Here is a 14,512-nt window from a genome sequence, read left to right as displayed (position 1 = left end):
TTGGGAGTGAGGTCAGAAAAATGAACGACAAGGCTGTTTCGGCTGTGACGCCGGTAATCCTTTTACATCCGTCCGATGACGTGGCGGTTGCGCGTATTTCGGTTCGCGCAGGCGATCCGATCGGACTTGGTGAGGTTATTGCGCGAGATCTGATCGGGCGCGGTCACAAGGTGGCTTTGCGCGATATCGCGGCCGGTAAAGAAGTCCATAAATATGGGCAGGTGATTGGTGTTGCCATTCAGGATATTGCGGTGGGTGAGCATGTGCATCTGCACAATCTCGCAATGCTGCCATCCGAGCATGAACATCAGTTTTCGGTCGATATTGAAGAACGCGGTATGCTGCCGGAAGTGGAGCGCCGCCAGTTCATGGGCTATGATCGCGGTTTCGGTGGCGTCGGTACGCGCAACTATATCGGTGTCATTTCATCGGTAAATTGCTCTGCGACCGTGTCTCGCTACATTGCGGATTACTTCAACCGTATGGGTGGTCTTGACGGCTTTGAAAACGTCGATGGCGTGGTGGCACTTACGCATGGCAGCGGCTGTGCGCTGAACACCAAGTCGGAAGGCTATCGTCTGCTGACCCGCACCATTCAAGGTTATGCCAAGCACCCGAATTTCGGCGGCATTCTGTTGATTGGCCTTGGCTGCGAAACCAACCAGATCGCACCGATCATGGAACATTATCGCATGGAAGAGGGCACACGCCTGCGCACCATGACGATCCAGCAGCATGGCGGTACGCGCAAGACAATCGATCATGCGATTGCAGAGATCAAAGAAATGCTGCCGCTGGTGAATTCCGCCAAGCGCACGCCACAGCCTCTGTCGAAGCTCAAGGTTGCACTCGAATGCGGTGGTTCTGACGGCTATTCCGGTATTTCAGCAAACCCGGCTCTGGGCTATGCATCCGATCTGATCGTGCGCAATGGCGGCACGACCGTTCTTTCAGAAACGCCGGAAATCTATGGCGCGGAACACCTTCTGACACGCCGCGCAATCACGCCTGCGGTTGCGGAAAAGCTGCTTCAGCGCATCGACTGGTGGCGCGATTATACGGCCCGCAACGGCGACGAGTTGAACAATAATCCATCGCATGGAAACAAGCTCGGTGGCCTGACCACCATTCTTGAAAAGTCGCTGGGTGCTGTTGCCAAGGGCGGCTCGATGCCTCTCAAGGCTGTCTATGAATTTGCTGAAACCGTAACCGAACAGGGTTTCACTTTCATGGATACGCCGGGCTACGACCCGGTTGCCGTGACTGGACAGGTGGCGGGCGGTTGTAACGTCATCTGCTTTACGACAGGACGCGGATCGGTGTCGGGCTTCAAGCCTGCGCCCTGCATCAAGATCGCGACCAATTCCGAAATGTACGAACACATGAAGGAAGATATGGACTTCAATTGCGGTGGCATCGTCACCGGCGATGAAACCATTGAAGAGTCCGGCACGCGCATTTTCGAGCACATCATCGCGGTGGCTTCCGGTGAGCAGACGCTGAGTGAAATCTATGACTATGGCGATAACGAATTCGTACCGTGGCAGGTCGGTGCCGTAACCTGATCTGCCTCATGCAATAAAAATGACAGGAATATTCTGATGGTCAAAGCTCTGCGTATAGAGAGCGAGAACGTAACTCGTTTTGCTGAAATTACGGAAGCGCCACTTCTGCCCGGTCATGTTCGAGTGAGCGTCAAGCATGTCGGGCTTTGCGGCAGCGATCTGAATACGTTCAAGGGGCTTAACCCGCTGGTGGAACTGCCACGCATTCCCGGTCATGAAATCGGCGGCGAAATCATCGAAGCGGGTGAGGGCGTGAGTGCGGCCTATGCCAAGGGCAAACGCGTTATCGTGCTGCCTTATACCAATTGCGGCCAGTGTTCGTCTTGTCGCAAAGGGCGGCTGAACGCCTGTCGCTACAACAAGACGCTCGGCGTGCAACAGAATGGCGGACTGGCAGAACAGATCGTGCTGCCAGCCGAAAAACTGATCCTGAATGATACGCTTGCACCACGTCATCTCGCATTGGTCGAGCCGCTTTCGGTTGGTTTCCATGCGGTCGAACGTGGCCGCGTTCAGGCTGGTGACACGGTTGCGGTGCTTGGCTGTGGCATGATCGGCATGGGTGTGCTGATTGGTGCGGTCGCGCGTGGTGCCAAGGTTATCGCCATTGATCCGAGTGCTGAAAAGCGTGAACTGGCGCTGAAGTTTGGCGCTACGCACGCTCTGCCGGGTGGTGAAGGCGTGGTGGCGTCCGTGCAGGAACTCACCAATGACGACGGCGTTGATATTGCCTTTGAAGCGGTCGGTCTGCCGATCACTTTCACGCAGGCGGTTGACCTCGCAGGCTTTGCTGGTCGTGTGGTCTATGTCGGCTATTCCAAGTCGCCAGTGACCTATCAGACCCAGTTCTTCAATCTCAAAGAACTCGACATCATGGGTTCCCGCAATGCGACGCTCACCGATTTTGAGGCTGTCATCGCGCATCTCGAAAAGCTCGGAAGCGATGCAGACCTGCTTATCTCGAAAGTGTTTCCTTTTGAGGAAGCGGAACAGGCGCTGCCCTATTGGGATGGCGACCGCAACGTTCTGAAAATCATCATTGAACGCAACTGAATCGAAGCAAATGCGTCACGTCGGGAAGGAAGACTTGGCGCGCTAGTGGAGGAAACCGGCCTCGTGGCCATTGTTTGAAGACCCCAAAAGGGAGGAATATCATGAAGAAACTCGTTACCGGCATGATCGCCGCTGGCATGTTGCTGGCAGGAAGCATGGCAGCCTATGCTGCCAATGTGTCGATTAAAGTTGCCTATGAAAACAACCCGGGCGAGCCTTTTGATGAGGTGATGCATTACTGGAAAGACGATCTCGCTAAGCGCAGCAATGGCGAAATCACGCTGGAGCTTTATCCAAGCTCGCAGCTCGGCTCCAAGAAGGATGTGACAGAGCAGGCCATGATGGGCCTCAATGTCGTGACGATTTCCGACGTTGGCTTTCTGGCCGAATATGACCCGGACCTCGGCGTGCTTTATGGCCCGTTCCTGACCGATGATCCGGCACAGCTTTTCAAAGTTTATGACGGCGATTGGTTCAAAGGAAAGAGCGAAGAGCTGAAGAAGAAGGGCATTCACATCGTAATGCCAAACTACCTCTACGGTATTCGCCAGATCATTTCCAAGAAGCCAATCCGCACGCCGGAAGACCTTAAGGGCATGAAGATCCGCGTGCCGAACAACGTCATGCAGATTAAGACCTTTGAAGCCATGGGTGCAACACCGACCCCAATGCCGCTGGGTGAAACCTTCCCGGCGCTTGCGCAGGGCGTGATCGATGGTGTCGAAAATCCGATTTCGGTTCTCTATGGCCAGAAGTTTCAGGAAGAAGCCAAGTATCTGAGCAAAGTCGGTTATCTGACCAACGTGGCTCTGATCGTCGGTGGTGAAGCCTTCTTCTCGACGCTGCCTGAAGAGCAGCTCAAGATGATCCATGAGTCCGCATATGATGCCGGTCTCTACAGCCAGAAGTTGACGATCGAAAAAGACAACGAGATGATCGAGAAGATGAAGGAAGCTGGCGTCGAAGTGATCGAAGTCGACCGCGCTCCGTTCAAGGCTATGGCCGAGAAAGTCTACTCGCAGTTCCCGGAATGGTCTGACGGTCTTTATGAACAGATTCAGGCTGAATTGAACTAATCCCCTTCAATCCGGATATTGCCATGCTGCAGATTGGGTCGTGACCCTCACTGTGGCATGGCTCCGTCATGGAATTATTCCGATGAAATATTTTGAAAAACTGATCGACTGGCTGGCCGCAGCGCCGCTGTTCGTGCTGCTGGCGATGTTCAATGCAGCCGTTGTCATGCGCTACTGGATGCATCAGCCGCTGCAATGGACTGAAGAAATGGCCGGTCTGTTGATGATCTGGATTGTCATGCTCGGCAGCGTCGCGGCTGAGCGTACCAACCAGCACCTCGCAATCCCGATGCTGGTGGACATGTTCTCGGACAAGGTCCGCGACGTCGTCAATGCGATCATCGGAATCTTCTCCGGCCTGTTTCTGCTCTATGTGTCCTATGCCGGTTATAAGCTGTCGGTTGCAGCACAGTTCAAAGTGACTGATGTGCTTCGTGTTTCCTATTTCTGGATCGATATCGCCGTGCCGGTTGGCTTCGTGATTATCGCCTTTTACATGTTCGCTGGCGCTTTCAAAACCTTGCGCGCCGCTTTTGCGGGAGGCAAGGCATGAACCTGACCACTATCGTTCTTATCATGCTGGCACTGATTGCGCTTAACATGCGCCTTTATGTGGCCATTCTGATTGCGGTCTTTACCTATTTCATTTTCTTCAACCAGATGCCGATTGCAATTGCTGTGCAGCGCTTTATCAGCCCGGCACAGAATACATCGCTTTTGGCGATTCCGTTCTTCATCATGCTTGGAACGGTCATGTCCCACACAGGTATTGCTGAACGCCTGATCAAGGTTGCCGACATTCTGGTTGGTCGTATGCGCGGCGGTATGGCGCTGACTAACATCATGGTTTCGACCCTGATGGGTGGTGTGAGCGCTTCCAACCTGGCCGACAGCGCCATGCTTACCCGCATGATGGTGCCGGAAATGGTCAAGCGTGGTTATGACAAGGCATTTTCCTGTGCCGTCACAGCAGCTGGCTCGCTGATCACTCCGATTATTCCTCCGGGCATTGCACTCATCATCTACGGTCTGATTGCTGACGTATCCATCGGCAAGATGTTCATGGCTGGTGTTGTTCCGGGTCTGCTCGGTGCGGTTATTCTAATGATCGCGGCCTACATTACGTCTGTAAAGCGTGGCTATAAGCCAAGCCGCGAAACGCGCATGACCCGTTCGGAAGTCGCTTCGACGCTTGCATCGGCATGGCCAGCAGTGTTCCTGCTGTTCGCTATCATCGGTGGTATCCGCATGAACATCTTCACGCCGACGGAAGCCGGTGCGGTTGCGGTTACACTTGTTCTGATCATCGGCTTTGTGATCTATCGAGAAATGCGCGTTTCGCATGTGGTGGATTCGCTTATCGAAACCGCCAAGTCGACGGCTTCGGTCATGCTCGTGATTATGGCGTCGTCTGCACTTGCATGGGTATTCTCGCTGGAACAAGCCGGTCAGTCGCTGATGCAGCTGATTTCCTCCTTCACTAGCAATCCTTATGCGTTCCTGCTTGCGGTCAACGTGATCCTGCTGCTGCTGGGTGCGCTGATTGAAGGCACGGCACTGATGATTGTTCTTGTGCCGTTGTTGATGCCAACCGTGAAGGCTCTGGGCATTGATCCGGTACATTTTGGGATCGTCGTCATCGTCAACCTCTCGATTGGAACGCTGACACCGCCAGTCGGCACGGTGATGCTGATGGTCTGTAATATTGCCAAGGTCAGAGTGGGTGACTTCACCCGTCAGGCATTCAGCATGTATCTGGCGCTGTTCATCCTGCTAGCACTGGTGACTTATGTGCCATTCATCTCTACGTTTCTGGCACATTGATTAGAGCACTTTCAGCGAAAGTGCGAAGCGTCTACGCAGGGAAATCAGTCCACTGGACTGATTTCCAATCCTGCTGTGATGCGACGGATAATGCAAAGAAACAAAAAAGCGCGGGAAATTCCCGCGCTTTGCTTTTTTCACCATGGGTTTTCGACCCGCGGCCAAATTGGCCGTGTCATTTTCTGGTAGTCGGTCACACGCGGATTGACCGGGTAGGAACTCGGCGCATCGACATAGATAATTTCTGCGGCAATCGGCGCGAAGCCTGCATGAAAATGATTGGTCGATTTCACAACCAGAATGTCTTTTTGCATCGGGTCTATGCCGCAATTTGAAAAGATATCCGGCTCAAATGTCTGCGTGCGATTGGTGTTGAGAATGATGTCGATCTCAGTTCCCACGATGCGGACGACTGCCGAAGGACCGAGTGTTACGCGGCTGAGTCCAAAACTCTGCCACCCTTCCTGCAACACTTTCATCACAGTGACGCGCGCATCAATGGGTTCGCCCGCCTGCGGGCCGGATTTGCCACCAATGCGCAGATTGATGACGGCGCCTTCGCCAGCAGCATGGCAGAACGTGACCGCCAACGTATCCCAGATTGTTGCAACGGCGGCTTTTTGAATGCCGCGTTCGATCAAGCGTCGCAGAATATAGGTGCCGTCTCCCGCAACACCACCGCCGGGATTATCCCACACATCAGCGATAACAGCAGGCTTAGATGGCTGAGCTGCATGGGCAGCGATTGCGCGATCAATGCCTTCGTCAACGTGATACATGGTCATCGGCGTTTGCTCGCGCATGGCGATGAGTTCCCGGCCAAGTTTCTCGGCCAATGCTTGCCCCTTGGCTGCATCATTGTCGGTGACGACGAGTATCCGTGTTCCCATTTCGGGGACGTCGGCTGCCATAAATCCATGAATAACTGAGACGGATAGAATGCCGTCCTTGCCATGCAGGTCTTTGATACGATCTATAAAGCTCCGCATCGGCTCCTTGCTGGTCGGGAAAACGCCGATCATCCGGCAATCAAATGTCGAAATAACAGGTTTGATCTTCCCCTTGAGGGTATCCAGAGCCAAAGATACGACGTGTTCGCCGCGCTCATAAAAATCCGTGTGCGGAAATTCGAGGAATGCAGCGTAAATATTGAGGTTTTCGACCCGCTTTTGCGTCAGATGGCTATGCGGATCAAACTCGCTGGCAACAAGAATATCCGGTCCGACGATTGCTCGGATACGTTCAAGCAGATCACCTTCGCAGTCATCGTAGCCTTGCGCAACCATAGCGCCATGAAGACCAAGGACCACTGCATCGACAGGCATCGCCGCTTTGAGCTGATCCAGAATCTCATCGCGCAGTTCTTCAAAAGCTTGCTTCTGAAGCAAACCGCCCGGCTCGGCCCATGTGGCAGTGCCTTCAATGACAGTTAAGCCTTCAGCTGCTGCCCGCTTGCGCAGAGCGACGATAGGCGATGAACACAGCGTCGGCGTGTCCGGATGTTTTCCGGGTGCAGCATAAAAAGCCATTTCAAACGACGCTCGGTCGGTTGGTACGGGCGAAAATGTGTTGGTTTCAGTTGCAAGCGACGCTGTGAAGATGCGCATATGGTTTGCCCGGGCTATTTTTGCGGTGCGTAGGCGATGGCTTCAATCTCGATCTTGATGTCGATCATCAGACGGGATTCGACCGTGGTGCGTGCCGGTGGATCTTTCGGGAAGTAAGTCGCGTAAACCGCATTCATACGTCCAAAATCGCGCGCATCTTCAAGCCAGATCGTCGTTTTGACGACGTCTTCCATGCTTGCTCCGGCGAGGGCCAGTGCTGCTTTGATGTTCTCAAGAACCTGCTTGGTCTGGGCTTCTATATTGCCTTCTACGATCTTGCCGTCAGCACCCATTGGCACCTGACCGGAAATATAGACTGTGTCGCCAGCGCGCACAGCAGGGGAGAGCGGTACGTGGGACGCACCGAAAGCCTGTTTCTTTGACATGATGACTCCGTTTATTTTACAGCCCCAAGCGCCAGACCTTTGATCAGGTAACGCTGAAGCCATATGAAGAGGATTGCGACCGGCAGAGTGGCTACGAGAGTAGCGGCCATGACGTAGTGCCATTCAACCGTGTAGCGGCCTGCAACCAGCGAGAAGACCTGGATAGGAAGGGTGTAACTTCCCTGACTGCGCAGCATGGTGAGTGCGACGACGAACTCGTTCCATGCATTGATGAAGGTGAAAATCGCTGTCACGGCGATAGCAGGCAGACAGAGCGGCAAGAACACTTTGACCAGCGTCTTGAAGCGGCCAGCCCCTTCCATCCATGAGGCTTCTTCGAGATCTTTTGGGATCGTGTCGAAATAGCTCTGCAGCATCCAGACTGTGAAGGCGATATTGAAGGCCATATAGATGGCGCCAACTGCTGTAACGCTTTCAATCAATCCATAAGCTGCAAGCAACCGGAAAAGTCCCAGCACCAGCACGATTGGCGAAATCATCTGCGAAACAAGCAGGAACTGGCGGAATGCGCCATGCCCCGCAAAATGGAAGCGCGACATGGCATAAGCTGCTGGGATCGACACAATGATTGCACCGATGGAAGCAATGACCGAGACGTAGAAAGAGTTGAGAAGAGCCGTGCCGAAGCCGGTTCGCACCCACATTTCGGAGAAGTTTGCCCAGCGGAATTCACTTGGCCACCACGTTGGAGACAGAACCTCTTGCGGCGGTTTCACTGCTGTCAGGAACATGACCGCAAAAGGGAACAGCGTCAGCACGATTAAAGGTGCTAAGATGATCCAGGCGATGAATGTACGTTTTATTTTTGATGCGGTCATGCGCGTTCGCTCCGCATGGATAGCCGGATATAGATGGCCGTGAAAACAAGCAGGATGGCGAGCATGATCAGCGATACCGCCGACGCCTCACCGAGTTTTCCGAGCCGGAAAGCCAGCTTATAAAGGTGAGTTACGAGAATATCGGTGGAGTTCGCCGGCCCGCCCTGTGTCATCACCCAGATGATCGGGAAGGAGTTGAACACATAGATCGTGTTGAGCACGATTGCGATATTCACAAATGGCTTAAGCAGTGGCAGCGTGATTTCACGAAACTGTTGCCAGAGGCTTGCACCTTCAAGCGACGAAGCTTCGTAAAGGTCTTCCGGGATAGAAGACAGGCCGCCAAGGAAGATCGTGGTTGTAAATGGTACAGTCACCAGAATGCCGACGAGAATTTGCATCGGAAATGCGGTTGCAGCACTGGCAAGCCACTGGATGTTACTGTCGATCAGTCCCAGATTGCGCAATGCAGAATTGAGCATTCCGCTTTCGCCGTTCAGCGCCCAGCGCCAGACGATTGCTGTCATCGTGAGCGAAACTGCCCACGGCAACATGACGATAACGCGCGCAACGGAACGACCGTAAAAATCCATATTGAGGATGATCGCAACCGGTATGGACACTACAAGTGCGCCACCGACCACAGCCACGGTCCAGACGGCAGTTCGCCACAATGCATTTAGAAAATCGGGTGATGCGATCAGGGCCGTAAAGTTTGCGCCATCGTTGAAATCGCGCAATTGGCCAAAACGGTTCACATCATGGGTGGCGATCTCAAAGAGATGCACAACCGGCCAGAAGATCACCACCGCAGCCAGCAGCAGGCTTGGCAGGATCAGAAAATAGGGCAGGGTGCGATTTTGCATCGGCCAAAAATTCCACGGAAGAAAAAGGAACCCGGCAGCAAAACAGCGCAAACTGTCTTGAGCTGACCTGCCGCCGGGTTGATGGGATTACTTCTTCAGGATTGCATCTGCCTTGGCAGCAGCTTCCTTCAGAACGGCTTCCGGTTCGCCTTGACCCAGATAGATGCTCTGCATCGCATTGGATGTGATGTCGGCGATTTCTTCCCAGCCCGGAATGATCGGTGCAAAACGCGCATCAGGAAGCAGAGCTGTGAATGCAGCGAGATCGGCATTATTGACGTAATAATCCATCTTCGCTTCTTCCTTATTTACAGGAAGGAAGCCTTCGCCCTGCGTGAACTTAGCACGCCATTCGGTCTGGAACAGGAAGTCGAGAACCTTCCAGGCCTCTTCCTTGTTCTTGGAGTTCTGGAACATGATGACAGAGTCAGTCACGCCATAAGTGCCGCGAGCGCCCGTTGGGCCAGCAGGAATTGCGGTGACACCATATTTCAGGTTTGGCGCTTCTTCCTTGATCTGGTTGGACAGGAACGGCGCAGTGATCATCATGCCGACCTTGCCCTGCTTGAAGAGGTTCTGAACATCTTCACGCGCATAGGACGTAACGCCCGGCTGGGTGAGGCCACCGTCGATCATCGATTTGTAAAGCTTTGCAGCTTCCAATGCGCCCGGAGTGCTCAGGCCAGAAGTGCCATCCTTGTTGAGAATTTCTGCACCCTGCGACCACATCGCATAATAATAATAAACGTCTGTTTCGATTTCCTTGCCCTGAAGGCCGAAACCGTAGTTTTCGCCGCCAAGCGCCTTGATCTTTTCTGCAGCAGCTTTGACTTCGTCCCAGTTTGCAGGAGGATTGGTGACGCCTGCTTTTTCAAGCAATTCCTTGTTGTAATACATAGCGCGTGCAGATGCTGCGATTGGCAGGCCGTATGTCTTGCCTTCCAATACCGAAGGCGACAGGAATGTTTCGATGAAACGCCCCTTGAATGAATCGTCCATATAGCCGTCAAGCGGCTCGGCGATGCCCTGCTGAACGAAGTCGATCAGCCAGCGGGTGCCGATGATCGAAAGATCAGCATTGGTGCCTGCCGAGATGTCGGTGGTCAGTTTCTGCAGAAGAACATCCCACGGCACGACCTCGAAATTGAGTGTGATGCCAGGATTTGCGGCTTCAAAAGCCTTCTTCACTTCTTCAAAATATGGGCCGGTCTTGGAGCTGTATTCCGCGACCGTCATACGCACTTCGCCAGCCTGCGCGGCTGAACCAATTGCCAGAATGCTTAATCCAGCCAAAAGGCCGGCCTTCCATTTATTGATAGACATTTTCCCGTTCCCTTGTTTGCCCATGCTTCATGTGAAGACGTCTTAATTTTTGTTATTTTCTTACATTATCGGCAAATTTTGCGCTTTCAAGTAAAAAGTTTTGTTGCAAACTTACATTTTCACTTTTAGGCTGACCAGAATAAGTAGGCGCGAAAAGTGCTGTATAAAGGGGAATAGAGTGGAGCATTCAGGCGAATTTGCCGGAAAATCCGTATTGATTACCGGCGCAGGCGGCGGCGTCGGCACAGCGCTCGTGCAGCTATTTTCATCGCGTGGGGCGAGAATCATTGGCTGCGATACAAGCATTGATGTGATGCAGGCTGATGGTTTTGACAGCCGTCATGCATTTGATCTTCTGGACCGTAATGCGCTGGAAAATGCAGCAAATGACATTATGGCAAGTGATGGCGTGCCTGATATCGTGATCAATAATGCTGGCTGGACGCGCTCCGAATCATTCGAGGAGCTTGATCAGGCCGCGATCAACCGCGAAATCGATCTCAATCTGACCGGCGTCAGCGCAGTTTCCACTGCAATCGCCAAGAAAATGGCGGCGCGGGGGCATGGCACATTCGTGTTCATTTCATCCGTCAATGCGCTTTCCCATTTCGGCAATCCTGCCTACGCAGCTGCAAAAGCAGGAATCAACGCTTTTGCGCGGGCGCTGGCTGTTGAATACGGACAGAACGGCTTACGAGCCAATGTGGTTTGCCCCGGTTCAATTCATACGTCAGCCTGGGATCATCGCATCGCGAAAGACCCCGCCGTTTTCGACAAGCTCAAGCGACTTTATCCGCTTGGACGAATTGTCAAAGTTAATGAGGTGGCCGAAGCGGTTGCCTTCCTCGCATCCGACAGGGCGTCGGGCATCACCGGCACAATATTGCCGGTCGATGCCGGACTTATGGCCGGCTGTCGTCCATTTATCGATGATATTCTAAACGGGAACTGAGTGATGAAAAATGTTTCCCTGCGTGGCATTACCAAATCTTTCGGACAGATGAATGTTCTTGATCGGGTTGATCTTGATATTGAGGATGGCGAGTTTCTAGTGCTCGTCGGCCCGTCTGGTTGTGGTAAATCCACGCTTCTGCGCATGGTCGCGGGGCTTGAGCCGATTTCGGGCGGTGATTTGATTATTGGCGGCCAACGCGCCAATGATCTGCCGCCGCAAAAGCGCAACATCGCAATGGTGTTTCAGTCCTATGCGCTTTTTCCGCATATGACGGCACGCGAAAACATCGGCTTTGGTCCGCGTATCCGCGGCGAAGATGGTTCAACCACCGCAGCCAAAGTGGATAAGGCCGCGTCGATCCTCAATCTGCATTCCTATCTTGATCGTTATCCGCGCCAGCTTTCCGGCGGTCAGCGTCAGCGAGTCGCCATGGGACGTGCGATTGTACGAGAACCATCGGTCTTCCTTTTCGATGAGCCACTGTCCAATCTTGATGCACAGCTGCGTGTTCAGATGCGTACCGAGATTAAGGCGCTCCACCATCGTCTGAAATCGACGGTCATCTATGTCACGCACGATCAGATCGAAGCCATGACCATGGCGGACCGTATCGTTGTGATGAATCAAGGCAAGATTCAGCAAATTGGTGCGCCGCTCGATCTCTATGATCGTCCCGCTAATAAGTTTGTCGCGGGCTTTATCGGTTCTCCTTCCATGAGCTTCATTCCGGGTGAACTGATCGAAGGTGGAAAATTCCGCACAAATGAGGGTGAAGAAATCGCCATACCCGGAAAGTCTGCTGCCGGGCGCAGCGTTGAATTGGGTGTGCGGCCTGAAAATTTCGTCATTGCGAAAGAGGGGGGCGGGCTGACGCTCGCTATTGAAGTGGTCGAGCCAACGGGACCGGAAACCCATGTTTATGGGAAAATTGCTGGCGAAGCTGTGCGAGCCGTATTCCGCGAACGTATTCACCTTGCACCGGGAGAGCGAGTCCCTGTAACGGCAAAGCCCGAGCATATTCATCTCTTTGATAAGGAAAGCGGTTTGCCGCTGTAAATCCCGTATGAGCAAGGTTGCAGACATCATCACAAGGCTTCATGCCGCAGCACAGGACGGGTCGAAATCCGACCGTCGACTGGCTGCATTGGTGCTGTCTGATCCTGACTATGCGTCAAAGGCAGCAATCTCAGAAATAGCAGCGCGTGCAGGGGTGAGTGAGCCGACGGTAACGCGCTTCTGCCGTGCTTTGGGTTGCGATGGTGTTCGTGATTTCAAGTTTTTTCTCGCGCAGGCGTTGGCGATTGGTGGCCAATATCTGACGGCAGAAGTGCCTGCCCGTGATATCCGCGAGGCCCGCATTGCTTCTGCGGTTGCTGACGCCGCGGTCGCCGCAATTCATCGCGCAAGCGATAATCTCGATATGTCGGTCGTCATGAAGATCGCCGAACGGATAATCAGCTCTGGTTCTGTTCTTTGCATAGGCTCTGGCGGCATTTCATCAATGATGGCGACGGAATTGCAAAACCGGCTTTTTCGGCTTGGAATTCCGGTGTTGGCGCAGGTGGATGGCCAATTGCAGCGCATGTATGCGGCTGTTGCGACGCGTGAAACAACAGTCATCGCGTTTTCAGTTTCGGGCTATGCCCGGTCCGTTGTCGAGGCGATACTGGTAGCGCGGCAATATGGTGCCGAAACCGTCGCGATCACCGCACCGGGGTCTGATTTGGCGAAGGCTGCCAACACGGTCATTCCGTTTCAGCCCAATGAAGATGGAAATCTCTATAAGCCGACCTCTTCCCGTTTTGCACTTATGGCAATTCTCGACATGATTGCGACTGCCACCGCTGAAATCCATGGACCGAAAGTGCTTGAGAGCCTGAGACGCATCAAGCACAGTTTGAACACACTCAAGATTGATGATCCGCGCTTGCCGCTGGGAGATTGACGAATGACAAGGCCTACAAACGTCCGTGAGATTGATACGCCTGCAATTCTGATTGATGTTAATCGCGTTCAGGCCAATATTGCCAAGGCGCAAGCCCATGCTGATGCGATTGGCGTGAAACTCCGCCCACATATCAAAACGCATAAACTGCCATTCTTCGCGCGGCGGCAGCTCGAAGCAGGTGCAGCCGGTATTACCTGCCAGAAAATCGGCGAAGCGGAAGTTATGGCCGATGCTGGCATTGTCGATATCTTCCTGCCTTATAATATTCTGGGCAAGGAAAAGCTCGACCGGCTTTATGCCCTTCATCAGCGCATAACGATCTCGGTCACAGTCGATAATGTGACGAGCCTTGAAGGTTTGGCAAAGCGCTTTACCAATGAGGGGCGGCCGCTCAAAGTGTTGGTCGAATGCGACACGGGCATGGGGCGCTGTGGTGTGCAAACACCTGAAGAGGCGCTGGAACTTGCGCGTCAGATTGAGCAGAGCAAGGGTCTCAAATTCGGTGGCCTTATGACTTACCCAGCTGCAGGCAAGGCTGAGCAGACTGAACAATGGCTTCTGACAGCACGCAATCTGCTCACAGAAAATGGCATTCAGTGCGAGACGATATCAAGTGGTGGCACACCCGATATGTGGCGCTCGCCAACGCAAAGCGTCGTTACAGAATACCGGCCGGGCACCTATATCTATTTTGACCGGTATCAGGTGGCAAAGGGTGCTGCGACGTTGGACGACTGTGCGCTGACCGTACTTTCGACGATTGTCAGCCATCCAACTGCAGATCGCGCAATTATCGATGCCGGCTCCAAGTCACTTTCAAGCGATACGCTCGGGCTGGCGGATTTTGGCGAGTTGGCCGGAAAGCCTGAAGCCCGGGTAACAGGCCTCAGCGAAGAGCACGGCACGCTAAAAGGCGATCTGGCCGGTTTGAAAATCGGCGACAAGGTTAGGGTCATTCCCGATCACGTCTGTGTCGTATCCAATCTTTTCGACGAAGTGCATCTCATTTCCGGTGACGATGTCATTGATATTCTGCCGGTCGCTGCGCGCGGAAAACTAAAGTAATCAGG

Annotated in this window: 14 protein-coding genes; 9 read left to right on the top strand and 5 right to left on the bottom strand. The window is 53.4% G+C overall.

Going from position 1 to position 14,512, the window contains the following annotated elements; translation table 11 throughout:
• The first annotated feature begins 20 nt into the window (after positions 1–20).
• The 5 genes from RT142_RS07365 to RT142_RS07345 all read left to right on the top strand — a co-directional run bounded on the left by RT142_RS07365 (position 21) and on the right by RT142_RS07345 (position 5,518).
• Positions 21–1,565 carry an altronate dehydratase family protein gene (locus RT142_RS07365; RefSeq protein ID WP_313028146.1) on the top strand — a complete coding sequence of 515 codons (1,545 nt, stop codon included), beginning with the start codon at positions 21–23 and terminating at the stop codon, positions 1,563–1,565.
• Between the two features lie 36 nt (positions 1,566–1,601).
• Positions 1,602–2,618 carry a zinc-binding alcohol dehydrogenase family protein gene (locus tag RT142_RS07360; RefSeq protein WP_105519663.1) on the top strand — a complete coding sequence of 339 codons (1,017 nt, stop codon included), beginning with the start codon at positions 1,602–1,604 and terminating at the stop codon, positions 2,616–2,618.
• 101 nt (positions 2,619–2,719) lie between these two features.
• Positions 2,720–3,694, top strand: a complete 975-nt coding sequence (locus RT142_RS07355; protein ID WP_112806822.1) for a C4-dicarboxylate TRAP transporter substrate-binding protein — start codon at positions 2,720–2,722, stop codon at positions 3,692–3,694.
• 82 nt (positions 3,695–3,776) lie between these two features.
• Positions 3,777–4,247 carry a TRAP transporter small permease gene (locus RT142_RS07350; RefSeq protein ID WP_079213956.1) on the top strand — a complete coding sequence of 157 codons (471 nt, stop codon included), beginning with the start codon at positions 3,777–3,779 and terminating at the stop codon, positions 4,245–4,247.
• Entirely contained in the window at positions 4,244–5,518 is a 1,275-nt protein-coding gene (locus RT142_RS07345; RefSeq protein ID WP_079213723.1) for a TRAP transporter large permease, read from the top strand. Before RT142_RS07350 ends, RT142_RS07345 begins: the two co-directional genes overlap by 4 nt.
• A gap of 137 nt (positions 5,519–5,655) precedes the next feature.
• On the opposite strand, the gene RT142_RS07340 is transcribed toward RT142_RS07345, so the two are convergent.
• The 5 genes from RT142_RS07340 to RT142_RS07320 all read right to left on the bottom strand — a co-directional run bounded on the left by RT142_RS07340 (position 5,656) and on the right by RT142_RS07320 (position 10,539).
• A complete protein-coding gene (locus tag RT142_RS07340) occupies positions 5,656–7,125 on the bottom strand; it encodes a M81 family metallopeptidase (protein ID WP_113158177.1) in 1,470 nt (489 codons plus the stop codon).
• Between the two features lie 14 nt (positions 7,126–7,139).
• Positions 7,140–7,511, bottom strand: coding sequence for a RidA family protein (locus tag RT142_RS07335; RefSeq protein ID WP_007879591.1), 372 nt, complete (start codon positions 7,509–7,511; stop codon positions 7,140–7,142).
• Between the two features lie 11 nt (positions 7,512–7,522).
• Positions 7,523–8,350: a carbohydrate ABC transporter permease gene (locus RT142_RS07330; protein ID WP_007879589.1), complete on the bottom strand. Its 828-nt coding sequence runs from the start codon at positions 8,348–8,350 to the stop codon at positions 7,523–7,525.
• A complete protein-coding gene (locus RT142_RS07325) occupies positions 8,347–9,216 on the bottom strand; it encodes a carbohydrate ABC transporter permease (RefSeq protein ID WP_007879587.1) in 870 nt (289 codons plus the stop codon). Before RT142_RS07325 ends, RT142_RS07330 begins: the two co-directional genes overlap by 4 nt.
• A gap of 87 nt (positions 9,217–9,303) precedes the next feature.
• Positions 9,304–10,539, bottom strand: a complete 1,236-nt coding sequence (locus RT142_RS07320; protein ID WP_079213725.1) for an ABC transporter substrate-binding protein — start codon at positions 10,537–10,539, stop codon at positions 9,304–9,306.
• 178 nt (positions 10,540–10,717) lie between these two features.
• Between RT142_RS07320 and RT142_RS07315 the strand changes: the two genes are divergently transcribed.
• Genes RT142_RS07315 through RT142_RS07300 form a run of 4 tightly spaced genes read left to right on the top strand, consistent with a single transcriptional unit; the run spans position 10,718 to position 14,507 of the window.
• Positions 10,718–11,491 (top strand): SDR family oxidoreductase, encoded by a 774-nt coding sequence (locus RT142_RS07315; RefSeq protein ID WP_007879583.1) that lies wholly within the window; start codon positions 10,718–10,720, stop codon positions 11,489–11,491.
• A gap of 3 nt (positions 11,492–11,494) precedes the next feature.
• A complete protein-coding gene (locus RT142_RS07310) occupies positions 11,495–12,550 on the top strand; it encodes an ABC transporter ATP-binding protein (RefSeq protein ID WP_007879582.1) in 1,056 nt (351 codons plus the stop codon).
• 7 nt (positions 12,551–12,557) lie between these two features.
• Positions 12,558–13,439: a MurR/RpiR family transcriptional regulator gene (locus RT142_RS07305; protein ID WP_007879573.1), complete on the top strand. Its 882-nt coding sequence runs from the start codon at positions 12,558–12,560 to the stop codon at positions 13,437–13,439.
• 3 nt (positions 13,440–13,442) lie between these two features.
• Positions 13,443–14,507, top strand: coding sequence for a D-TA family PLP-dependent enzyme (locus tag RT142_RS07300; RefSeq protein WP_313028141.1), 1,065 nt, complete (start codon positions 13,443–13,445; stop codon positions 14,505–14,507).
• The last annotated feature ends 5 nt before the right edge of the window (positions 14,508–14,512 follow it).

The sequence above is a fragment of the Brucella sp. genome (genome assembly GCF_032066345.1).
Lineage (GTDB): Bacteria > Pseudomonadota > Alphaproteobacteria > Rhizobiales > Rhizobiaceae > Brucella > Brucella pseudogrignonensis.
Note: the sequence above shows the minus strand (reverse complement) of the source record. Positions and strands in the feature narration are given on the sequence as shown.